The sequence below is a fragment of the Brucella pseudogrignonensis genome (assembly GCF_031454375.1).
Taxonomy (GTDB): Bacteria; Pseudomonadota; Alphaproteobacteria; order Rhizobiales; family Rhizobiaceae; genus Brucella; species Brucella pseudogrignonensis_A.
The window spans coordinates 87,776-111,200 of record NZ_JAVDQT010000005.1; the positions used below are offsets into that span (position 1 = coordinate 87,776).

Genomic DNA, 23,425 nt, shown 5'->3' on the forward strand with positions numbered 1-23,425 from the left:
TTAATGAACCGATAGAGAAATAAATAGATTATACCAAATCATGAATATATTTAAATAATAATTTCTGTAGGATTTTACTATATTAGCTAGATATAATATTATTAATATGGCATCTGCAAATTGATTTGCTTAAAGATGAAGGCTTTTTGCATAATTTGATGGAATGCAAAGATGAAGAATACCTCAAATATTGGCTATAAGACTCTAGTCGAATATCCGTCTCGTTTGTCACCCCTTCCTGAGGCAGACTTGGATGATTATAAGCGTGAAGAGGCCTTTATCCGCTATGCTTTAGATAGTGCCGCAATAGTTGCCGTAACAGACGTTAAGGGCACGATCACATATGTAAATAATAAATTTTGTGAGATAAGTGGCTATCGGCGCGATCAGTTGATTGGACATAATCATAGGCTACTCAAATCAGGTCTCCATGAGTTAAATTTCTTTAAAGACATGTATCATCAGATCGGAAATGGCCATGTCTGGCATGGCGAAATTTGCAACAAAGCCAAAGATGGTAGCTATTACTGGGTTGATACCACAATAGTCCCCCATCGCAATACTGACGGGAAAATCGATAGCTACACGGCAATTAGATTTGATATATCCCATCAAAAAGCGGTTGAGGCCGAATTACGTAAGAATGAAACTGAGCTGGATACACTCGCTAATAGTGATGCGCTGACCGGGTTAGGTAACAGGCGAAGTTTTCAGGCGCAGATGAATAAGGCACTGGTCGTTTGCAAGGCAAACAGGTCAGAATTGACGCTGGCATTATTGGATATCGACTCGTTCAAAGATGTAAATGACTCATATGGCCACGACGCTGGTGATATTTTATTGGACAAAATTTCAAGAACACTGAGAGAAAACCTCGAGCAATCAACATTTGTGGCTCGTTTAGGCGGAGACGAGTTTGGATTGATTTTCGCGAATGATAATCAACAAGAGACACTTGCGACTTTAAATAGCCTACTGGAAAAAATAAGAGCTATCCCAACAAGTGGTATTAATTCCAGGCATTGTAGTGCAAGCATAGGTATCTCTCATTACCCTGATGATGGACAAGACCTGACATCTTTGTTTAAAGCGGCAGACATTGCACTTTATTGCGCTAAGTCAATAGGGCGAAACCAAGTCTCGGTCTTTGAAGAGCAATTGCTGGTTCAACTGAATGCGCGTGTTTCCCTGTTAGAAGAGGTGAAAATAGGATTAGCGAATGGGCAGTTTGAATTGTTCTATCAACCCATTGTCTCTCTTTTAGCTGACAGAGAAATCTCTTTTGAGGCTTTGCTACGCTGGAACCATCCAAGCGGAAAGATACTCACTCCGGAGCATTTCGAAGCCGCATTGGAAGACGATCAAACCTCTGAGCTAATCGGTCAGTTTGTCCTTGAGAGAGTATTTTCCGATGCAATTGAGTTGCGGACACTTGGCATTGAAACCGACTTCATCGCTATAAACATTACGAATTCTGACCTAAAATCGGACGTTTATATTAAACGCTTTGTAGAACTTTTGAGGTTAACTGGCCTGCCTGCTTCCCGTTTTTGTATCGAGATTACGGAGCGTATGCTTTTAAGTCGAGATCGAGAACATGTTTATGACGGGCTTAAGAAGTTTCATGAGATTGGAGTCAAGGTCGCCTTCGATGACTTTGGAACCGGGTACGCATCTCTGACTCATTTGCGAGCAATATCGATAGATCATATTAAAATTGATCGCTCCTTTGTGCAGAATATTGAGACATCTGTCGCAGATCAGGCAATTGTCGAAGGTATAATCCATATTTCACATAGGATGGGAAAACGCGTTGTTGCCGAAGGTATCGAAACCAAAGAGCAACTGATAAAATTGCGTCATATGAAATGTGATGACCTTCAAGGCTGGTTGTTCTCAAAACCGAAACCGATCAGAGCGTTAGAAGGTGGGGTTAAAGCAATAAAGCGCATGTTGGACGGCAATCTGTGCAACACTTTATAAAGGGCATATAATTTGGAAATGTTGTGGGTGGGTTGCGACAAGCAACGAGCCAGAAGCCAAGTACTTAAAGCACTTCGCACAATCTGAACGCTACAGTATTTAGCTAGCAGAGAAACTATCTTGTTAAGCGTAATATTCTTGGCTGTCTCTGCGTTTGCCTCGCTCACAGTTCGCCATCTTGGGCGCTGGCAATCCTGCGAGTTGCTATTGCTGCCGATGCCCCAAACCGAATACCGACGCTGCGGGCCATGATCTTTCTCTACCAGCCTGCAAAAGCGCATGACCGTAGGTCGTCACTTAACACTCGTCCCATCTGGCGGTTCCGTGGCTTGAAACTCTTAAATATGCATACCATAAACCGTTGCTTCACAATCAATTCAACTTTTGCTCACGTGTATGGCGTTAGCTCTGCGTGTAGTTCATAGCTGAGATGCACAAAAAATAGGTGCTTTATGATAATTATTTAGGCATAAGCGCGTCAGCTGTGACGCATTCCTCCCATTTTTGCGTCCAGCTGTTCCCCTCTGAAGGTTTAACCTTCTAAATTTAAAGGGCCTCGGTTTCCGATGGCCCTCTTTTTTTGCCCTTAGTTAAGATCCGCATTGCGCTGTGAATGTCTTGTCGATTTTGCTCGCCGAGCAGCGAGCCGTGCCGATCATGCTCTTACTGTCCAATCATAACTAATCAATTTTTATAAATGTTAGTCTTTGTTGACTTATATAAAGAATCGCGCAAAAAGTGTAGAAGTGGAGCTTGAGGAAGTCACAGGAGCTTGGGATGTTAAGACTACGGGAGGAGAGCCTTCGCAGGTTGGCAACTAAGCCGGAGTTTGACGTTCTTATTATTGGTGGCGGCGTAAATGGCGTTGCCGTTCAGCGCGAACTTTCACTCAATGGTGTTTCCTCTTTGCTCATCGATAACGGTGATTTTTGTAAAGGCGCAACGGGAGCGTCGTCTCGAATGGCGCATGGCGGCTTGCGTTATCTTGAAAACAGAGAATTCAAGCTTGTTGCGGAGTCGGCACGTGAACGTAATTTGCTGTTGAAGTATGCACCACACTTCACCAGACCATTAGAAATCGTCGTTCCTCTTTCCGGATACATTCATGGTCTCTCTGGATCGGTTTTAAGATTTCTAGGGTTTAAAACGGCCAATGGCCCACTCAGCGCAGCAAGCTTGAAAGGAGCACTTTTTCTTTACGAGTTCCTTGGACGTATTGAAAAAGTGCTGCCGGATCATCGCACACAACTGTTGCGTCGTGGCTTTCCAAAAGCAATCGCTGCTCGTTACAAAGCAGTTATCAGCTATTTCGACGCGCGCATCCGCAATCCGGAAGCGCTCGTTCTGGAGATGATCGCTGATGCTATGCAAGCTCATGAGAGAGCAGTTTGCCTTAATTATGTTGATTGGCGTTATGATGCCGATGGTGGAGTGGTTGTAAGTGACCCGATTACCGGGCAAACGGCGACAGTTAAGCCCCGCTTAATAGCAAATGCGGCAGGCGCCTGGGTCGATGTTGTGAACGGTTTGCTGGGGAAAAAAACCCAATATATCAGGCCGGTTAAGGGCGCTCATGTTCTGCTCCGCCACAATGAACTACACCAACGGATGGCTGGCCGTGCGTTCTATTTTGATGATGGAACAGGCCGGATGGTTATTTGCTATCCACTTGATAAAACGATCCTCTTGGGCACAACTGAGATTCAGGTTGCTAGCGCCGATGATCATTCCATAGCACCATCTGAAGTCAGCTATCTTCTCAGCGCTCTGTCTGGTCTTTTCGACGATATCAGCATCACAGACGAACATGTTGTTGCTTTAACGACTGGAATTCGGCCTTTGCAGGCCGGAGGTAGTGGCAGCGCCAATCAGGCAAATCGTGATCATCGCATCGCGTTTGATGAGTTAAATGATAACACGCCGTTGTTGTCTTTGGTCGGTGGAAAATGGACAACGTTCCGTGCGTTTGGAGAACAGGCTGCAAGCCTTATTCTGGATCAACTGCATGTCACCCGAACCGTTTCGACGCGGGAACGGATATATCCAGGATCTGTTGGGTTAATTGCGGGTGATAATGCAGTAGCTAAGCTCGAAGCAGTTATCGCGGAAACGTTTGGTCTGTCCTGGAAACGCGCCAAAGATCTTGTCGCAAGATATGGAGCGCTTGCCAATGTGGTCGCAGATTTTTGCAGTTTAGAAACCGATGAATTCCTCAAAACTGTTCCTGATTACAGCAGAAGGGAGCTTCGATGGCTGATCGAGTACAGAGCTGCACTGTTTCTCGATGATGTTCTGCTTCGGCGCACACAACTCGTTGTAGAAGGGCGCTGTAGTCGCGCTGTGGTCGAGGAAATTGGGCATTTACTCGCAAATATAAGAGGTTTGGACGAACAATGGGCAGAGGAGGAAGTTGCCCGTTGTCTCGAAATGTCGACGATTATTCCGCGCTAATTGTGCGAAACAATAAAGGGAGGTGTGTCGATGGGAGACTTGTTTCTCGCTATCGATGCTGGAGGAACAGCGGTAAAGGCGGCTGTTTTCGATGCAAGAGGCAAACTTGTCGCTCTTCGTGCTGTTGATGTCACAACGGTGTATCGTGACAATGGCTGGGTTGAGCGTGAACCAAAGCGATTTTGGGAGAATACAGCGCAAGCCATTCGCGAACTCACGACAACCGTCGTGAAGCCGGAGCGTATAGCGGCGATAACCTGTACAGGTTTTGGCAACGGTATCTTCCTTGTTGATGAGAATGGGCGAGGGATACGAGACGGCATTGTCTCGGTTGATCAGCGGGCACAGCCAATTGCTGACGCGTTTATTGAAGACCATACAGCAATCCATATGGAGGCAACCACAGGACATCGTGTCTGGGGCGGGCAAACGATCATGCAGATGATCTGGCTTGCGCGAAATGAGCCCGATGTTGTTAAAAAGACGCGCTGGGCACTGGCATGCAAAGACTATGTTCGCATGCAATTGACGGGTATTGCGGCGACGGACCCCACCGACGCCAGCGGTGGGGGGCTGCTCAATCTTACATGCAATGCCTATGACGAAGCATATTTTGAGATGCTCGGAATTTCATCACTCTTTCGGTGCATGCCGCCCCTGCTGAATAATTCTGGCATTGCAGGGAGAGTAACGTCTGAAGCAGCAGCGCAAACTGGATTGCAGATTGGAACGCCTGTCGTTGCAGGAATGATGGACGTCAGTTCCTGCGTTATCGGGTCGGGTGTTATCGGCAGTGATGCTCTGACGATGATAGCTGGCACCTGGTCCATCAATGCAGTTGAAACCCAACAGGCAATAAACAGTGCGCCGCCTATCCTTAATATGCTTCATCGCGATCGGACTTGTCGTCTGATTGCAGAAGGAAGTCCGACCTCTGCTGGTAATCTGAATTGGTATCTCTCGCGAGCAGTCGATGGTCTAGTCAATATTGATACTGCAAATGCGCTTGTTGCGGGCAGCGCGGTTATAGGCCGTCGCTGTCATTTCATGCCCTTTCTGAATGGGCCTGAGCCCCGTCAGGGTGCCTTTGTTGGCCTTGGTAGCTCGGACGATCAGGGGTCAATGTTGCGCGCGCTTTTTGAAGGTGTCGCATTCCAGCACCGCCGTCATGGGGAAAGTATCATGGAATATGTTGCCCCTCAGAGGCCGGAAACAATTCGTCTGGCTGGAGGTGCTTCCAAAAGCGATATCTGGTCCCAGATTTTCGCAGATATCTGCGGGTTACCTGTCGAGGTCTCGGAAGGTGAGGAGATTGGCGCATTGGGAGCGGCGATTTGTGCAGCCGTTGCGACAGGTTTTTACTCAGACATCTCTGAAGCGACAAAGTCCATGTGTCGCATCACCCGAACAGCGTTACCAAACCCCGAATTGCGTGAGTTTTATGAGAGCCGCTACCGCCAGTTCTTAACACTGGATCATAAACTGGCAGGTCTTTTCACCTGATCTTTAACGTCATGAAGTTTTCTTTGGAGGAGGAATGAGAATGAAACTGCAAATGATTTTACTGAGTTCCGTCTGCTTGCTAGCCGGTATGGGCCTGGCAAATGCCAATGATGATATGTGCGTTGGGAAAGTACCGACGCTCAACGTAATTGGTCAAGGCATGCCATCCGTCACAGAGCTCGACAAATATGTTGGCGAGTTTAATGATAAATGGAAAACAACAGTTAAAATCAATCTGCTTGGCGAAAACGAGCGGCGCGCCAAGGCACGTCTTGATGCTTCAACAGGTGCAGGTGCCTATCAGGTGCTGTATGTGGACGAAGCCAATACACCTGAATATGCAAGCGCTGGCTGGTTATACCCTCTCGCAGATGTTTTGCCCGAAGAATATGATATTGCCGATTTCCGCGTAGATCTTGCGAATGTTGCAAGCTATGAGGGCAAACAATATTTCGCCCCGCTTGTCGGTGGCGGCGATATTCTGATCTATCGCAAGGATGTGTTGGAAAAGGCAGGATTGCCTGTGCCAAAGACGCTCGATGAACTCGTCACAGGCGTGAAGACAGTAAACGATCCTGCAAATAAGTTGTACGGATGGGCCGCTCGTGGCCAGCGTGGTTCAGGCATGAACGTCTGGCGCTGGACGCCATTCTTCCGTGGCCTTGGTGGTCAATGGCTTGATGGCGATCAACCGGCGTTCAATTCTGAGATCGGAGTGAAGGCGACCGAACTCTATATCGATCTTTTGAAGTCTGCTCCTCCGGGTGCTGGTACATTCAGCTGGTCAGATGCGGTTGAAGCATTCCGTGGTGGCCAGGTTGCCTATCTGATTGAATCAGATGTTTTTGGACCATGGATGGAAGTTCCAGATAAGTCGGTCGTTGCGGGTAAGGTGGGATATGCTCCACCGCCTGAGCCTTTGGGATCTGCTGGTTGGGCGCATGGTTTCGCTGTTTCCGCCGTGGGTGCAAAAGATGACTGTACCAAAAAGGTAGCTGCGGATTTTGTCGGTTGGGCCACGTCAAAAGACATGGAAGCTCGTCGTCTCTCCAATGGGATCGCTTCTGATATAGGTCGTCAGTCCAGCCTGAAAAGTGAAGCGTTCAGCAAAGCCGTTCCTAAAGAGTATATTGAAGCACTTCTTGCGACGGGTTCGCGCACGCAGTTGCTCATCATGGCCAGCCCAGCATGGCCGGAGATTGGCGATAATCTTGGTCTCGCGCTCGAAGAGTTGTTTACGGGCACTAAAACTGATGTTCAAGCGACATTGGATGAGGCGGCTTTCACCGCTGAAGATGCACTTCGCCGCGTTAAATAAACAAAGGTTTGACCGGGTGTCTTGAACGACGCCCGGACACACTTTTCAATTCAAGAGCAACGGAATGCATAAACAAAAATTCGTATTCTGGACGCTTGCACCCGCGTTCAGCATTCTGGGAATTCTCGCCTTCGTTTCGATCGCTGGTGCAATTTACTTTTCGGTGATGGACCGATCACTGCGATATGCCGATTATGACTTCGTTGGGCTTTATAATTACCAACGCCTTCTTGGCGATCGAAGGTTTCTGAATGCGCTTAAGATTTCGGCCATATGGGAACTTGTAACAGTGGCTGGGACGCTTATCGTAGCGACACTATTGTCCGTGCTGATTTTCGAGAATGTAAAATCGTCGCGTACCCGCAATCTGATCTGCATCGCGTTTCTCGCTCCGGTTTTGTTGCCTCGTGTGGCCGCAGCTTTCATCTGGCGGTTCCTCTATTCGCCTTCACTTGGTCTTATCAACTATCTTGCAGATATCGTGGGACTTGGCCCGATAGAATTCCTTGCTAATCCGTCACTGGCCCTTGTTTCAGTAGCTGTTGTCGATATTTGGCAATGGGGACTGTTCTTTACAGTTATAATGCTCAAACTGCTGGAAACACTACCCAAGGATCCAATTGAGGCGGCCCAGCTTGATAATGCCAAGACATGGGAAATTCATGCTTATGTGACGCTGCCTATGTTGAAAGCCCCGATCATAAGTCTTGCGCTGGTGAAGGCTGTGGAGTCACTACGCTCGTTTGACCTGATTTACGTGATGACGGGTGGTGGCCCGGGAACTGCGACCGAGACGCTCGATCTTTATGCGTATCAGGCAGGTATTAATCTTGGTGGGCGTGTCTCCTACGCTTCAGCTATGTCTATTCTTTTGCTCCTGATCACAACGGTTGTCTTTACACTGATATGGCGAGGTATCCGCAAATGGTCGGTTTGATCCAACGTATCGTTGCACGTGCAATTCTCTCGTTCATGATCCTGATTGCTCTCATACCGATTTTGTGGACGGTTCTTGGCTCCTTTAAACAGCTGAAAGATATTGTTACGCCTGTTCCCAAGCTGATTTTTACTCCGACGTTAGAGAACTTCGGCGTTATCCTGCAAAACCCATCTATTCGTGACGGGCTTCTCAACTCTGTTGTGGTGGTAGGTACCTCAGTACTCCTCGGCGCGCTCTTTGGTATACCAGCGGCTTATACGCTGGCGCGTCATGTGAGGCGTAAAAAGGACGACTTGCAATTTTTTGTCTTGTCGTTGCGCTTCATGCCGCCTGTTGCAATCGCGATACCATTCATCGTCCTATACTTAGACTCTGGTCTCTATGACACGCTATCAGGTTTGATATTAGTATACCTTATTTCGACGATCTCGACAGTTATCTGGTTATCGGTACCAGCATTTGAGCGCGTTCCAAAAGAGATTGAAGAAGCCGCAGCTATGGAAGGTTGTTCGCAAACTGAAATCTTTCTGAAGTTTGCCTTGCCCGTGGCCGCACCCTCGCTCTTTGGCGGATTGGTTTTCACATTTGTTCTTATCTGGAATGAGCTTTTACTCGCATTAACGCTCGCCGCGGAAAACTCAACGTTACCAGTCGTTGCCGCTTCGATTACGTCGCTGGGCAAAGAAGTTCCATGGGGTGTGATTAATGCCTCCACAGTTATTCTCGTATTGCCACCGTTGATTTTCATCGGGCTGTTGATGGGGTTCATCAATCGTATGGTTTCTACGGGTCGCAAATAGGATACCCATTATGGCAAATATCAAATGTACGCAAATTCGTAAGTCTTACGGCAACACGACCGTTATTTCAGATCTCAATCTCGATATTGACGACCATGAGTTCGTTGTATTTTTGGGACCATCCGGTTGTGGTAAGTCGACAATGCTGCGAATGATCGCGGGACTTGAGGAAATCTCGGATGGAACTGTCACCATTGGCGGCAAAGATGTGACCCATCTCCCTCCAGGAGAGCGCGGTGTTGCCATGGTTTTCCAGTCTTATGCGCTTTATCCGCATATGACCGTTTTCGATAACATCGCTTTTGGTCTGCGAAGACAGAAGGTGGCTGCCGAAGAAATCAATCGCCGTGTAAAGCAAGTATCAGACGTTTTAGGTCTGGCTCAGTTTTTAGACCGGAAGCCCAAGAACCTGTCGGGTGGTCAACAACAGCGGGTTGCAATGGCGCGCGCCATGATCAAAACGCCAAAGTTGTTCCTTTTCGATGAGCCGCTTTCAAATCTTGATGCTAAGCTGAGGGAAAAATTGCGGACAGAAATTCGTCGTATGCATCTTGAGCTCAAGACAACGACAATTTTTGTTACGCATGACCAGCTTGAAGCGATGACTATCGCGGATCGTATCGTGCTTATGCGAGCTGGCGCAATTGAGCAGCAAGGAACACCATCCGAAATTTTCGATAGTCCTGCCACACGCTTTGTCGCCGATTTTATTGGTTCGCCAGCAATGAATTTCCGAGATTGCACAGTGCAGAGTACCGGCGACACGGCGGAACTGGTTTCTGGATCAATTCGCCTACAAGTCCCAGTCAGTTCATATAATGGTCTTGCTACTGGACTTCAGGTTGAAGTTGGACTGCGTCCATCGAAGATGGACATTGCCGTCCCTGGAGATGTGAATGTCATAGCAGGAAGCATCGTTCTGGTTGAAAATATGGGCAGTGAGGCACAGGTGATTGTGGAGGTAGACGGGAGGGAAATGTCGTTTGTGACCAAAGCCTTCCGATCTTTGGAAATTGGGCAGACAGTCAATTTCTCGATCGACGTGGAAAGTATACACCTCTTCTCTAAAGAAGATGGGCGTTCTCTTTTACGTAAAGCTAACTGATAATTCTGAAGATAGATGGATGATAGACAATGACAACTACGCGGTATGACCAGAAGATTGAACGTATTCGTGCGGGCCGCTATACAAAAGGCGATTTTCTGATCGCTGATGCGAAGGATGCTGACTTGTCTGGTGGGATTTTGACCGCTGGGGTGAAACGTGATGACAAGGGCAGAGCAATAGGTAATCGGTCACGCCCAGAGTTTCTGGCCGAGATAGAAGCATTGATCGAACAAGATGTTGTGGACATTATGCTCGCATCAACATCGAACATCGAATATCTTCAGAATAAGGATGCCTTCAAAGGCACTGGTGTGACGCCAGCGTTCAGAGCGAATGACACCACAGATGTATGGGGTGTCATTCGCGGTGGGGCTTATCGATCATTCTTATCCAAACCCTATAGTGGAACGGACCTTTCGAAAGCGCAGGCTGATCTTTGCCTTTATTCGATGACATTCAACAATGATGCAGACGCCGACATGGCAACACTTGAAGCCTATCGGGATTTCAGGCCGCGCGCGCGCGCAGCAGGTAAGCGTCATTTTCTGGAAGTGTTTAACCCGAATATGGCGACAGGATTCACTGCTGCTGAAACGGGGATGTTTGTGAATGATTGTATCGTTCGCGCGCTTGCCAGCCTCACGATTGAGGAACGTCCGGAGTTCTTAAAAGTGGCTTATAATGGTGCAGCAGCTTTGGAAGAGTTAGTAGATCATGATCCATCTGTGATTATTGGGGTTCTGGGTGGCGGAGCAGGAACGCATCGTGATACATTTGAACTTGTCTGGCAGGCTGAAAAATATGGTGCTCGACTAGCTTTGTTCGGGCGCAAGATTAATTTGGCTGAACATCAACCAACCTTCATTCGATGGATGCGATTGGTCGCTGATGGCAATGCAAAGCCTGAAGAAGCGATACGTGGCTATCATGCAGATATCGTTAAACTGGGTCTTGTGACGGATCGCTCTATTGACGATGACATTCGGATCACTGAAGACGTTCTTATTCACGCGTCAGAAAAATAAAGTCAGAAGAAACGATGTATAAAGCACAACATCCATCCAGCAAGATTATCGCCGAAGTTGCATGGATGTACTATGTGAAAAATCTTAATCAGGGTGAGATCGCGGATGTTCTCTCCCTGTCGAGACCGACGGTCATCAGCTATCTTAAGATCGCAAAAGAACGCAATATCGTTTGTATTCAGGTTGCTCCGGAGCATTATCGGTTAAATGATATTGCGGACACACTCGCGCAAAAATATAACCTCAAGTCTGTACATGTCGTACCGGATGAAGGCCTTGAAGGGGAGATGCTATCACGTCTCGTCTGTGAAGTGGCTGCACAATATTTGCCTTTCTTCCTGAAAAAAGGTGATAGCCTTGGTGTGTCGTGGGGGCAGACGATTTCGTTCGTCTCCGAGTATGTGCCGCATTGGCCAGTTGAAAGCCTGATTGTGCGCCAATTGATTGGATCGATTGCCAATCCGCTATTGAGCACTTCAGAAAGCTGTACTACCGAAATAGCGAGCCGGCTTGAAGCTTATTGCGTCAACTTAAACGCTCCGGCGGTTTGTTCCAGCGTATCTTTGGCTTCGGCATTAAAAGCCGAACCCATTATAAAAGAACAGCTGGATTCTCTGCAAACTTGCAATAAGTCGATTTTCTCACTCAGTCCATGTACTCCAGATACGCATGTGGTTCAGTTCAAGATTGCGAGTGTGGACGACATCGAATTCTATCGCAAAAAAGGGGCGGTGGGTATAATTGCAGGCCGCTTTATAGATGCAGACGGACAACCTGTGCTTGGTGAACTCGACGAGCGTATTATCGGAGCTGACCATGCCTTGTTGAAAAAGATGGAAGGCCTCATGGTTGTAAGCGGCAGCTTTAAGCTTGATGCAACTTTAGCTGCTCTTAGAGGAGGATTCGCTGATCATTTGGTCATTGACCAACGAACTGCGAGTGAGCTTTGCGCATAAGGCGTCTTAGGGTCTTTATTGTTTGATGAATTGATTGCTATCTGTCGCAATTATTTGTTCATACAAGGAGCCTGGGAAAACGTCGGCAACTCATGTTCAACACCATGGCGGAGTTTGCAGGCTGCTCTGCGTGTACGGAGCAGGCCCAATGACCGTGTGGCGACCTTTTTGGATCTGAAAGACCAGATGGGCCTGACTGATTGAAAGATCTGAAGTATCGTCAGGATAAGCAAGGCCCATTTGTCCGTCAGTTCCGAGAAAATAGGAGCCGTTCACGCCGCGATTGATAGAGGTGCGCAGATCTGAAACAACATCGCGGAATTTGCGCGGTTGACCTGTGCGAAGCCACGCACCGCTGAGTAGCGTAACCCGGTCATAGGCAAGTCCAGCCTGAGACTGGCCGGGAAGGGTGGAAAAACGATGCTGATAACGTTTGCGGAATCCCTCACCGATTGCATCGGTATAAAGGCCACTTGTGGTGGCCCATACAATACCTTCGCTTAAATCTCCAAGTTCAGCGCAAAATTGCGGTACTGAGGGCGCATAAATTGCATAGATCATGGCGTGTAAAGGTTGCTGCATAAACGCACGCTGAAAGGCGATGGCATCTTCAACAAAGAAGGATGCCAGAACGATAATGGACGGATCAGTTCTGGCCAAACTAGCAACCGCGTTCTGCCAGCAATCTGCTGATGCGGTCGGAACTTCAATGACGTCGATTTGCCAGCCTCTCAAATGCAATTCCGCTTCGACCTGCTCAATCCCAAGATCCAAGTTTGACCATGAGGGTTTCACAACAGCAAGTCGTCGTTGTTTGGTGCACCAGTGTTTCATGGCCTGCATTTGCTCGATAAAACGCGTTAGGCCAACGCCATAATTGATATCACTCGCGCAAGTCTGAAATATATTACCAAGCCTCGTCCGGTCGTATTTTACCCGCTTTACGGCTTGATCCATAGTTGCCGCATGAAGATAAGGAATGCCTGTTTCACCAATCATATCGTGAACTTCGGGTGAGTAGCAGGCGTAACCAGATGTAATCGCATCCACTTCATGCTCAATGAGTTGGTGGTAGGCAGCGAGAATGCTGTTTTTGTTTCCGCCTTCATAAGCAACAGCATGCAGTTCAATATTTCGTCCCAGAACGCCGCCACGTGCATTTAATTCCGCAATGGCGAGTTCTGCGCCGTTCAGCATTTCTTTTGCATCTGCTACACCCCATCCTTGCGCGGCATAAGGCATACCAATGTAAAGCGGGCGTAATCCGTTTTGGCGCGCAGTGCACTGGTTTTTCGACACCTCCTTACGCAGACGGTGGCGCTTACGCATGTCGGCAATTTCTTCGATCTGACCCGTTGCGAGTGGATAGCCGTCATATCCTCCGGGTGTTGGAAGGCGAAGCAGACCATTATCAACCGCAAAACCAGCCAGTGCTGAGCGGCTCCAGAGTTTTGTTTTATGGAATAGGTTTTCGACGTGTTTAGCGACTGTCCGTGTGCTGATGGTCAGGCGGGCCGAGATGTTCTCATTTGAAAGACCGCCCGCGAGGAGAGTGAGAACATCCAGTTCGCGAATTGTCAGTTCATGGGATGGTCGGATCATTCGCAACTGGACTGATGCAAACTGGTGTGAGCCCAGCTGTGCTTCGCGCAGGATAAGCACACGATACCATTGTCCTGCCTCGGCAATGATGTGAAAAACCAGTTGATCACGATCAGAAAGCAGCAAAGCACGGGCATAATGGGCTATATCGTCAAAAGCACGGATATAGTCTGCACCTGAACGGTCTTCGAGTTCTTCTACGCGTCCGTTTGAATCAACAAGACATCGCCAGCGGTAACGTGGAACTTCTGCTATCCGAATTCTCCTGACCTAGTCCAACGAACGTACCCAATTGTGATCAATGTGTATGAAGCACCGGCAAAGTCAAGGATATGGTTATGGTAAGCCTATGCCCGGCCTATTGCTCAGCCGGGCACAATTCTGAAAAGCCCGGTTTATTTGCCGGGCCAGTTATAATCGTCTGGCATTGGGGAAACACCACGCGCATCCGGCAAAGCCATACGACGTTGATCTTCTTCGTCATCTACCCACGCATGAGCGATTTCTTCACAGGTTGCAAACCAGACGCCGTCATGCCCTTTGATATGCTCGATAAGTTTTTCAAGCATAATCATGTGATGTGCCTGTCCAATTATCTGCGGATGCAGCGCCATCGCATAGACGCCATTCGGTTGGTTTTCATAGGCATAATCGAAGATGTCTTTCCAGCGGCGCAGAACGCTTTCCGTATCGGACATGCCTTCCTGACTGCCTGTATATGCAAGCGCCGGAAAATCATCGAGATACCAGCTTACCGGGATTTCCAGCACCCTACTTGCAGGGCCTGCGATATTGGGCTGTTCCCAGTTTACCTGCCAGCGTTGTGGACGATAGGGCACGAGATCACGCGCCATCAGGCTGCTGTCATAAAGGAAGCCTGCTTCTTCGATAAGGTCGAGCGTGTTCTCGCTATAATCCCAATAAGGCGAACGATAGCCGCTCGGGCGTATGCCGAAATGGTTTTTGTAAGTCGCAAAAGCCAGATCCATAAGGCGGCGTTCGGTATCGCGATCAATCAAGGTTGGGTTTTCGTGATAATAACCGTGATGCGCGATCTCATGACCCGCCTCAAAAACTTTCTGATTGATGGCGGGAAATGTATCGACAGTATGGCCCGGAGTGAAGAATGTCGTGCGGATATCGTGCTTCCGGAACAGTGACAGCAGACGAGGGGTTCCCACTTCGGCACCGAATTCGCCGCGTGACATGAAGGACGGTGAAGGGCGGTTGAACCCACCTAGCCAGAGGGACTGTGCATCAAAGTCAACACCAAGATTAACTGCTATTTTTTTGCCTTCCGGCAGTTGTAAATGACCCATTTTCTCCTCCAGTGGTCAAAGAGAACGGCCAGGCCATAGCGCGACCGTTCAAGGCTGAATTGATTGAAACTTTAAATCGCGATTAAATGTGCGACGGCCATGCGCGGTAAAGATGTGCCTGTCTGCGACGGTCATTGAATGTCGTAGCGGCACCACTCGCACGGTTTTCATACAGAAGGTCGAGATTGACCTTTCCGGTCACAGTGGTTTCGACATTTGTGGGCGCTTCGGCGATGATCCCTGCAGCATTCTGCCATGCGAGATCGCATGGACCCAGAACCGAGCTTCGTGCATAGCCGTTTGGCAAAGGCGCGCCGGGCTGGCCACCGAGACAGCAATGCACGAGATAGACCTGATTTTCGATGCATCGTGACTGGGCACAATGACGAACTCGCCAGAAACCTTGCTCGGTGAAAGTCGCCGAAGGCGTCAGGATAATCTCCGCGCCTTGTTCGGCGAGAGAGGCGGAGCACTCCGGAATCTCGGTTTCGTAGCAGACATTGAAACCCACTTTGGCGAATGGAAGCTGGATGGCTTCCATCTTCTCGCCTTCGGTGGTTGACCAACCGGATTCGGCAGGGAAAATATGCGTCTTGCTATGCGCGAAGACTTCACCGCCGGGACCGAAAAGATAGGCGATGTTCTCAAACCGCTCTTCTGAGACCTTCTCCAGATGAGAACCGGCTGCGATGAACTGACCGCGTTTTTTTGCTTCTGCACGGAACAGCTCTTTATAGGCGGCAGTGAACTGGTCAATTAGCACCAGTTCAGCAATCGGCCGCTCACGCCATCCCGGCAGAGTTGTGAAAAGTTCGATGGTAAAGAGTTCTGGAAATACAACAATATCCGAACCACCGGCCTGATCGAGAAGGGCTCGCACGCGCTGAGCCATATCCTCGAATCCCCGGATTTCCTGCACCAGATACTGGCAGGCAGACAGAGTGACTTCACGCGGCATTATGGATCCTCCCATGATTATAAACGTGGGGAATATCTTAAAATTCCGGATGTGACGGCTCCATACGTATAAATACGTATGAGGGTTTAATGTGTGTGGTGTGAATTGATCTCAGAGTTCAGATATTGGGCATCGGCCCGCCTGAACGCGACTACAAATGAAAGGTGAACGATGCATGACCTCTCATCTCGATGATTAGTTCATGTCGTTCTTTATGGTGCGGATGCTTGGTTTTATCTTTTGCGGAAACTGAATCGGCGGTGGGCCAGCGGATCTCAATAGGACTCCAGCGCTGTTTTTGAGAAAATAAGCACTTCGTGAAAAGAGATAGAAGCCCTAACTTAACGTGCTGGGGCTTCTTTTCTTTGTTCTTCTCTTGCTCGAATGACCAAATTCGAACTGACCAATACAGAGAAATTTACGAAAATCTCTCAGGAGAAAATGCTGCCAATTCTGGCCTCGGGGTTTGGTCAAACATGCTTTCGACGAGTAGTTTTCCCGTAATGGCACTCATGGTTAAACCAAGATGTCCGTGGCCAAACGCAAAATGCGCGTTTGCGAATGTCGGCGAATGACCGATAACAGGGCGATGATCAGGCACTGAAGGGCGGGAACCCATCCACTCGCTACCTTCAGACACTTCGCCAACCCCAGCATGCGCTGCGGCTGCTTTTTGGGCTTTAAGGTGGATCAAACTATAATCAGCTTCGAGATTCAAACCGCCATAAACCAGACCGGTCGTGATGCGTACCTGATCATCCATCGGCGACGAATATGTGACAAGGTCAGAATAGTAGATAGAGCGTCTGAGCCGTTGATCGTCTTCACGCGCTTTCGTCATAACGTGGTATCCGCTCTCAGGTTCAAGCGGGATGTCTGCACCGAGTTCGGCAGCCAAAGGCTTGCTCCATGCGCCTGCAGATACGACAAAATGGTCAGCTTGCACTTCGCCGGATGTCGTAATAACGGCCTCAACTTTTTGCCCGTTTTTCTTGAAACCTTTTACTTCCGCTACGATCCGTGTCGCACCGAGGCTCATCGCATATTCTTCAAGACGGCGCAGGTATTCGCCAGGAAGCTGTACATTGCCCGATTTCGGGTGCATGACTCCATGAGTGTATTCTTTTGACAGACCAGGTTCCAGTTCGCGTAACTGAGCGTCGTTCAGAAATTCAATAGGGGTGCCGACCTCGCGGGTGTACTTCAGTTCATCCTGAGTGAAGTGATTAAATGCTGCCTCACCCTTAAATACCTTAAAGTAGCCTTCAGGGTTCAGGCGATCCAGCGTGCCAGATTCTTTGGCAAGCTCAAAATGCGCATCAGTGGCTTGTCCTAAAATCCACGCCAATGCTTTGGTTGAAGCACGGACATAGTCGTCTGTGCTGGCCAGTGCAAAGCGTGTTAAATAGGGAGTTGCCTGAACAGCATAAGATGGGCGGATACTTAAGGGATGCTCGGAATCAAGCAACATCGAAGGTGCTGCTTCAAGGTTCATTGGAGTCCCTAAAGGAGCGGTGTCACCAATAGCAATCACGCCCGCATTTCCAAATGATGCGCGTCGGCGAGGCTCATTTGGCGCTATGATGGTCACCTTAAGGCCGCGCTTCAGTGCATTTATGGAGTTCGCGATCGCAACAAGACCGCCACCCACGACAACCAAACTGTCGCCCGGTTTAGCTGGAATATGTGGGAATTTTGGCGCCGCCGCACCATTGGCCCAGTAGACCTCATGGGGGCTGAGCAATTTAACTGCCGCTGTTCCACCAATTGCAGCTGTTCCGACGCCAACTCCGGCGCCGATTAGGAATCCACGTCTTGTAATTTTCAATTCAGCTCTCCTGGGTATCGCTAAATATGATAGCGATATTCAAGAAATTCTGTTTCACTAACGTAAGTTGCTTTGGTGCTAAATAGCGACATAAAAGGTCGCAAAAAGACAACTTTATGCTCTATAAATTTGTTCTCGAGATCATACTTCGTTCATGGGACACGTGATGCGCAGGTTTTCGATTTTCGATTAAATTCATCGTTCGCAATACTTTCGTCACGATAATGGTGAGTATGCACAATGTGATTGGAGTTCAGAATTTTGAAAATTGGTGATGTTTTTGAACGCGGACCCACGATTAAAAGTCAAATTCAATGATCTGACAATTACGGCTTAATCAAAGTGGCTCAAGTCACCGATATTTTTGTTCACGGATGATTTTATATATCTCGTTAACAATCAAATCTGGTTCAGTTAAAAGCACGCAGTGTCCAGATTTTTTTGCCAGCACATGACGTCCGTGAGGCAACAGTTTGGCGCGTAGGTTGTGTGCCGTGTTGGCAGCAGCACGCAAGCGTGTACTCATTCCGAAATCTGCTTTCGCTCCGGAGATGAGCGTCACAGGATTATTGGGTAATGTTGGAGCCTGATAGCGATATTTGTTCAGTGCTTCACGTAGACCTTTAAGCTCGGCGCCGCGCGTAGCCATGGCTTTTTGAGTGAAGCCTTCTCTCCCCAAATCATGCCTTACATCACGAGGGAGCGGTGCCATTAGGCGCCTATAGAAAAGCGAAAGCAGTCCAACGCGTGCCAACGCACAACTCGCCGCGTGAGCCACTTTTTCTAACAGCAGAAACGTCTTATCAAACAGGGCTAGACAGCCTTCATCTGGAGCGTCAATCAAGACGAGGCCAGCGATGCGCTCAGGTCTCGCCGCGGTTGCTTCCCGAATGATTGGCCCGCCGCCACTATGTGCAACGAGAATAAATGGGCCCGGACCGAGTTGATCGAGTAGATCATTCAAATCGCTTGCCATGTTTTCCATTGAGCGAGGCATAGGTCTGTATTCACTGCGCCCTAGGCCACTCCGGTCGTATACGACCGCCTTCGTGAACTGAGCAGTTGCCGGTTGGACTAGCCCCCAAAATGATCGTGACGCAGCCAATCCACTTTCAAAGACAACGGTGGGCGCGCTACTATCAAGCGGCCCGGATAATTCCTGATAGAATAGGCTTCTACCGTCTCTGGTGCGCGCATAATGCTCTTTGCCTTGGCTATGCAAATGGGGAGTAAGCACTTAAATTTTCTTTATCTGCCAAGACGTTGAAGAGCGCCGCCGATGCCACCAGGTCGCAAATTTTTTGTTAGATTGGATAAGGCTTGCCAGATCGCCAGTTTCAACGACACGACCGTCTTCGATGAAAACTATGTTATCAGCGTTGGCGATCGTCTCCACCCTATGAGCAACCACAATAATCGTATGCTCTGAGAAGTCGCTGAGTGTTTTATTGATCGCTGTTTCGTTGATGGTGTCGAGAGCACTTGTCGCTTCATCAAGCAACAGTACAGGTGCCTTTTTCAAAAGCGCACGGGCGATGGAGATACGCTGACGCTCTCCGCCAGAAAGAAGTTGCCCTTCATCTCCAATAGAAGCATCCCATCCGCCGAGCCTTTTGGCAATTTCTTCTGCACCTGCGAGGCGACCTGCTACAGTTACTTCCACATCACTCGCATCTGGTCGTGCAATTCTGATATTACCAGCAATTGTATCATCCAGCAGCTGAACGTTTTGAAAAACGACCGCCAGTGATTGAATGTGATCGTGTTGATCAATATTGCGAAAGGCGACATCACCGATTTTAATCAGACCATCATCGGGCTCATGAAACCGTGCAATGAGAGAGAGTATTGTCGATTTACCAGCACCGGACGGCCCAACAAGCGCTGTCATTTTTCCGGCTGGCGCTTTGAAACTTACGTTTTGAAGGATTTTTTGATCACCAATCGAAAAAGAGACGTTTTCTAACCCGACATCGTATCGAGACGGAACTTCTGTTTGCTTTGAAGTAGCTAGGATCGGTGCTCCTAAAATACGCGTGGTCCGCTGCGCTGTGCCGTGCAGGTTTTCCAGAGCAGGGAACAGTGCAGTCAGCGCTTCTACCGGTTCTATAAACCGCAAGATAATGATGCCAAGACCTATCGCTTCCAGGGTGCTTATGCTCTGGGTCCACAGCATCCAACCGAGCAGTGAATAGAGAAGGACAAGCACGAACTGCAAAGCGAGTGAGAAGAGTAATGTTCCGGGAAGGCTAAACCAGAGAATGCGGGTTGTTGCTTGTCGTTGAGCTTCGATTGCCTCGCCTACAGGACCAGAAGTACCTGATCGACCGGATGATCTGAGAACCATTTGCACAGAAGCGAATTCATCGATCCGTTCAGATGCATTACGATTAGCGTTTGCGAAGTCTGTCTCTGCACGACGCATCAGTCTCGCACCAGTTATCATCGCAAACTGTAATATCGGCCAGCAGACCAATGCTGCGATACCAAGTGGCCATGAAATGAAGAGCAGGCCGATAGCGATAAGCCCCGGTAGAACGACGTTTATTCCGATTTGTGCGGAAAGATTAATACAGGCTGCAAAAATCTCCATACCAGTTTCCGACAGCGCACGTTTGGCTTCGGATTGTCTCCCGCCAGTCAACCAGCCAAGTGGAATGTTAAGCAGTATATTTATCAATCTATCGTTTAATGATGTCATGCTCGACAGACCCAAATCGAAGCTTGACGTCGCTAATTGCCTTTCAGTAAGCCAACCAGCGAACACGACGATGAGAATTGTTCCAAGCCAGGGCACAGCCGTGGCAGGATCGTAAAAGATCGCGTTGAGAAAGGGGACCAGAAGCAATGACGAACAGGCCCGTAAAGTTGCCGCCAATAGGATCCACAATTGCAGCATGCGGACTGAAGACTTGCTATCTGGGTGCAATAAGAGTGACAACCGCATTATCGTTCTCCGCTTCGCCACATTGAAGCATAAAGGCCATTCCGAGCCAGCAATGCTTCGTGATTGCCCTCTTCAACGATGGCCCCATTTTGGAGAACCACGATTTTATCAGTTTGCACTATAGTTTGAAGACGGTGCGCTATCATCAGGACGGTGCGGCCATCGGCAACAGAGCTTAGTGCTTGTTGGATAAGATGTTCTGCATCGGGATCCGCCATTGCGGTTGCTTCGTCCAGAATAAGCACGGGAGGATCTGTCAAAAGGGTGCGAGCGATGGAAACTCTTTGTGCTTCTCCACCCGAAAAGCGGACATCCTCACCGATAACGCTGTCGTAGCCGCGCGGCAGTTTGATGATGCGCTCGTGAATCTGAGCTGCTTTCGCCGCTGAGATTATTTCCGCTAGCCCAGCGTCCGGCCGAGCAAGTGCAATATTGTCTCTAATCGTACCAGCAATTAAACGCACGTCCTGGAAGACGAAACCAACGGTCTTTTGTAACGATTGGGCCTCAAGTGTTCGTATGTCGAAGCTCTCAGAGCCTACAGTCAAATTGATTGCCCCGGACGAGACGTCATGAAAACGCCCGGCGAGTGTTGCAAGCGTCGATTTTCCTCCACCGGATGGTCCGACCAGCGCTGTAACACTTCCGGGAGGGCAATTCAGGGTGAGTTCTTTGATCACCGGGCGGTTAGGTCGATAGCCAAACGAAACGTTGCTGAAAGATAGGCCGGTCGGTCCGATCGGCAACGCGCGCGTTGCACGGCTCTGGTCGAGCTCTTGCTCGCCCAACAACATGCCAATGCGACGCGTGGCAGCTTTGCTTTCTCTGAGCGGCACCAGACTATAGAGAATGCCGCTGATTTGAGGGCCGAAGGCTGTTCCCAGCACGAGAAATGGTATCAAGTCGATGGATTGCAGGCTATTTCGTTGAATAAGCCAGAGGCCTGCTGCGCAGATCACAACCAGAAAGACGGGCGGTTGGACGACAAACTGAGCGCTCAGCTTCCGCCGCGCCATTTGACGTTGCCATTCCTTCAGAAACTGTGCTTGACCCGAAAGCGTATCGCGTAATTGCTGAGCACCTCCGCCAAAGATACGAACGACAGGAAGTGCGTTGATGAAGGTGCTGGCGGCCGTAGATGATCGCTTGGACCAGTCAGCAACACGCGCAATGTTATCTCCTTCACCGTGGATCATGCGGATAAGCAAAATTACATAGAGAAGGATCGGAATAAACAGGAAGCCAGTCAGTGCCGCACTCACTGTGAACAAATATAGTAAAGCCGCTAATGGTGTAACGATAGCCGCGACGAGGTCTGGAACTGCATGGGTAATGCGGTAATGTAGACGAGCTGTGTCTTGATCAACCGCCTGACGGATCGCTGACGAGCTCTTTTCTGAAAACCAGCCCAATGGTAAGCGCGAGAGCTTGGCAACACTTTTAAGCCGTAGGTCTTTGCCAAATGCGGCATCAACATGGTGCAACCAAAAGATAAGACCTGAGACTACAAGACCCGAAAGCCCATAAAACACGAGCGCCCATAATAGCGGTGTCGCAACATTGTCCAGGCCGTGTTTTGGGGTTATAAGGCGACGTGCCACTTCTGCTAACAAGACGAGCGGAACCACTTGCATGACAGCAGCCATCGCTTGAACTGCAATGGCAATTCGGAGCTTCCATTTAATCGACTCAAGAAGGCCGTCGGCACCTTGGGACCGCCATTGGGATGGTTTGCGTTTTTTTTGAACTTCGAAGGATTCTAACGTGTTTTCAACCGGTATAACCTGAGAATTGCTGGCGATCGCGTCAGCATCTGTAGGCTCATCTCCGACCGATCGCTCCTTTTTTAGCCGCATCTGCTTGCCGCGGATCCAATATGCCGCGTTTGTGATATCGGTCAGAGGAAACCCAAAATGTTGGTTCAATCGACTGCGTAGCGTTTTAACAGCCAGACTTTCGCCAGCAATCCAGGCATACCAGTTGGACCAGTCACGGTCAGGTATTGCGTCAGCAAGCGCATTTAACCCAGGGCCTGTGCGGATATATTGTACGCCTTCATGGGCAGCAATTGGAATGTTGATATCATCTGCATCGTTATCTTGCAGAACAACAATGATCTGGCAGTCTTTGGGTAGAGTGTTCAGAATGGCATTGATAGCGGGAAAGGTTGCAGCATCTCCTGCAATTAAATAGCCGGCAGGTTCTGGTTCCGGGCGCTCAAATTTTTTTGAGGAAAAGTAGGACGCCTTGATCGTATCGCCTATGGTCGCTTTCCCAGCCCAATGTGACGCAGGGCCGGATGGGAGATGAAGGACAAAATCTAAGCTAACTTCGCCATTTGAAGGGTCAGGGTCGACCAGAGTATAGCCGCGCTGATGAACCTTGCCGTCACCGCTCGGATCGGGTGCCCATAAGCGAAGATAGCTTGCAGGTGGTGTCTCGCGACCATCGATCATGCTTGGAGCGTGAAAGCGAATGCGCCGGAAAGTCGGCGTTATATCAGTGACGCTTATCACGGTCATCTCATGATCTGTCGCACCCATGGCCCGCAATATGGCCTTGTCAAAGCGACTGCCCATTACCGTTGAAGCTCCATACTCATATTATTCCGCTTTGGTGATACGCGACCATTCCACCGCAGGGTTTGTGCGGTGGATTCGACCGATCAAAGGTTCACATGCATTGCA

Annotated in this window: 16 protein-coding genes; 9 read left to right on the plus strand and 7 right to left on the minus strand. The window is 49.0% G+C overall.

Features of this window, described 5'->3' with window-relative positions:
- The first annotated feature begins 171 nt into the window (after nt 1-171).
- The 9 genes from J2782_RS15150 to J2782_RS15190 all read left to right on the plus strand — a co-directional run bounded on the left by J2782_RS15150 (nt 172) and on the right by J2782_RS15190 (nt 12,084).
- Entirely contained in the window at nt 172-1,983 is a 1,812-nt protein-coding gene (locus tag J2782_RS15150; protein WP_310014045.1) for a putative bifunctional diguanylate cyclase/phosphodiesterase, read from the plus strand.
- A gap of 777 nt (nt 1,984-2,760) precedes the next feature.
- A complete protein-coding gene (locus J2782_RS15155) occupies nt 2,761-4,434 on the plus strand; it encodes a glycerol-3-phosphate dehydrogenase/oxidase (RefSeq protein ID WP_310014047.1) in 1,674 nt (557 codons plus the stop codon).
- A 30-nt stretch (nt 4,435-4,464) separates the two neighbouring features.
- Nucleotides 4,465-5,937 carry an FGGY-family carbohydrate kinase gene (locus J2782_RS15160; protein WP_310014048.1) on the plus strand — a complete coding sequence of 491 codons (1,473 nt, stop codon included), beginning with the start codon at nt 4,465-4,467 and terminating at the stop codon, nt 5,935-5,937.
- 40 nt (nt 5,938-5,977) lie between these two features.
- Nucleotides 5,978-7,255 (plus strand): ABC transporter substrate-binding protein, encoded by a 1,278-nt coding sequence (locus tag J2782_RS15165; RefSeq protein ID WP_310014049.1) that lies wholly within the window; start codon nt 5,978-5,980, stop codon nt 7,253-7,255.
- A gap of 64 nt (nt 7,256-7,319) precedes the next feature.
- Nucleotides 7,320-8,192 (plus strand): carbohydrate ABC transporter permease, encoded by an 873-nt coding sequence (locus J2782_RS15170; RefSeq protein WP_310014050.1) that lies wholly within the window; start codon nt 7,320-7,322, stop codon nt 8,190-8,192.
- Nucleotides 8,180-8,995: a carbohydrate ABC transporter permease gene (locus J2782_RS15175; protein WP_310014051.1), complete on the plus strand. Its 816-nt coding sequence runs from the start codon at nt 8,180-8,182 to the stop codon at nt 8,993-8,995. The genes J2782_RS15170 and J2782_RS15175 overlap by 13 nt, the downstream gene beginning before the upstream one ends.
- 10 nt (nt 8,996-9,005) lie before the next feature.
- The gene (locus J2782_RS15180) at nt 9,006-10,100 is read left to right on the plus strand and encodes an ABC transporter ATP-binding protein (RefSeq protein WP_310014052.1); all 1,095 of its coding nucleotides are present in this window, start codon (nt 9,006-9,008) and stop codon (nt 10,098-10,100) included.
- A 29-nt stretch (nt 10,101-10,129) separates the two neighbouring features.
- Entirely contained in the window at nt 10,130-11,128 is a 999-nt protein-coding gene (locus J2782_RS15185; protein WP_310014054.1) for a hypothetical protein, read from the plus strand.
- 14 nt (nt 11,129-11,142) lie between these two features.
- Complete coding sequence (locus tag J2782_RS15190; protein WP_310014056.1) at nt 11,143-12,084, plus strand: sugar-binding transcriptional regulator; 942 nt, start codon at nt 11,143-11,145, stop codon at nt 12,082-12,084.
- 96 nt (nt 12,085-12,180) lie between these two features.
- On the opposite strand, the gene J2782_RS15195 is transcribed toward J2782_RS15190, so the two are convergent.
- From J2782_RS15195 to J2782_RS15225, 7 genes are all read right to left on the minus strand, one after another.
- Nucleotides 12,181-13,812 (minus strand): ABC transporter substrate-binding protein, encoded by a 1,632-nt coding sequence (locus J2782_RS15195; protein ID WP_310014059.1) that lies wholly within the window; start codon nt 13,810-13,812, stop codon nt 12,181-12,183.
- Nucleotides 13,813-14,081: 269 nt separating this feature from the next.
- Nucleotides 14,082-15,005 carry a polysaccharide deacetylase family protein gene (locus J2782_RS15200; protein ID WP_310014060.1) on the minus strand — a complete coding sequence of 308 codons (924 nt, stop codon included), beginning with the start codon at nt 15,003-15,005 and terminating at the stop codon, nt 14,082-14,084.
- Nucleotides 15,006-15,087: 82 nt separating this feature from the next.
- Complete coding sequence (locus J2782_RS15205; protein ID WP_310014062.1) at nt 15,088-15,963, minus strand: carbon-nitrogen hydrolase family protein; 876 nt, start codon at nt 15,961-15,963, stop codon at nt 15,088-15,090.
- Nucleotides 15,964-16,381: 418 nt separating this feature from the next.
- Nucleotides 16,382-17,791, minus strand: a complete 1,410-nt coding sequence (locus J2782_RS15210; RefSeq protein WP_310014064.1) for an NAD(P)/FAD-dependent oxidoreductase — start codon at nt 17,789-17,791, stop codon at nt 16,382-16,384.
- Between the two features lie 352 nt (nt 17,792-18,143).
- Nucleotides 18,144-19,028: an alpha/beta fold hydrolase gene (locus tag J2782_RS15215; protein ID WP_310014067.1), complete on the minus strand. Its 885-nt coding sequence runs from the start codon at nt 19,026-19,028 to the stop codon at nt 18,144-18,146.
- Nucleotides 19,029-20,738 (minus strand): ABC transporter ATP-binding protein, encoded by a 1,710-nt coding sequence (locus J2782_RS15220; RefSeq protein WP_310014069.1) that lies wholly within the window; start codon nt 20,736-20,738, stop codon nt 19,029-19,031.
- Nucleotides 20,738-23,317, minus strand: a complete 2,580-nt coding sequence (locus J2782_RS15225) for an ABC transporter ATP-binding protein/permease (protein WP_310014070.1) — start codon at nt 23,315-23,317, stop codon at nt 20,738-20,740. The genes J2782_RS15220 and J2782_RS15225 overlap by 1 nt, the downstream gene beginning before the upstream one ends.
- Nucleotides 23,318-23,425: the final 108 nt, after the last annotated feature.

Excerpts from the sequence above, each read along its gene's own strand:
- J2782_RS15200 (WP_310014060.1), bottom strand. The coding sequence starts at position 15,005 with ATGGGTCATTTACAACTGCCGGAAGGCAAAAAAATAGCAGTTAATCTT.
- J2782_RS15155 (WP_310014047.1), top strand. The coding sequence starts at position 2,761 with ATGTTAAGACTACGGGAGGAGAGCCTTCGCAGGTTGGCAACTAAGCCG.
- J2782_RS15150 (WP_310014045.1), top strand. The coding sequence starts at position 172 with ATGAAGAATACCTCAAATATTGGCTATAAGACTCTAGTCGAATATCCG.
- J2782_RS15175 (WP_310014051.1), top strand. The coding sequence starts at position 8,180 with ATGGTCGGTTTGATCCAACGTATCGTTGCACGTGCAATTCTCTCGTTC.
- J2782_RS15225 (WP_310014070.1), bottom strand. The coding sequence starts at position 23,317 with ATGGGCAGTCGCTTTGACAAGGCCATATTGCGGGCCATGGGTGCGACA.
- J2782_RS15220 (WP_310014069.1), bottom strand. The coding sequence starts at position 20,738 with ATGCGGTTGTCACTCTTATTGCACCCAGATAGCAAGTCTTCAGTCCGC.
- J2782_RS15205 (WP_310014062.1), bottom strand. The coding sequence starts at position 15,963 with ATGCCGCGTGAAGTCACTCTGTCTGCCTGCCAGTATCTGGTGCAGGAA.
- J2782_RS15170 (WP_310014050.1), top strand. The coding sequence starts at position 7,320 with ATGCATAAACAAAAATTCGTATTCTGGACGCTTGCACCCGCGTTCAGC.
- J2782_RS15185 (WP_310014054.1), top strand. The coding sequence starts at position 10,130 with ATGACAACTACGCGGTATGACCAGAAGATTGAACGTATTCGTGCGGGC.
- J2782_RS15165 (WP_310014049.1), top strand. The coding sequence starts at position 5,978 with ATGAAACTGCAAATGATTTTACTGAGTTCCGTCTGCTTGCTAGCCGGT.
- J2782_RS15160 (WP_310014048.1), top strand. The coding sequence starts at position 4,465 with ATGGGAGACTTGTTTCTCGCTATCGATGCTGGAGGAACAGCGGTAAAG.
- J2782_RS15190 (WP_310014056.1), top strand. The coding sequence starts at position 11,143 with ATGTATAAAGCACAACATCCATCCAGCAAGATTATCGCCGAAGTTGCA.
- J2782_RS15180 (WP_310014052.1), top strand. The coding sequence starts at position 9,006 with ATGGCAAATATCAAATGTACGCAAATTCGTAAGTCTTACGGCAACACG.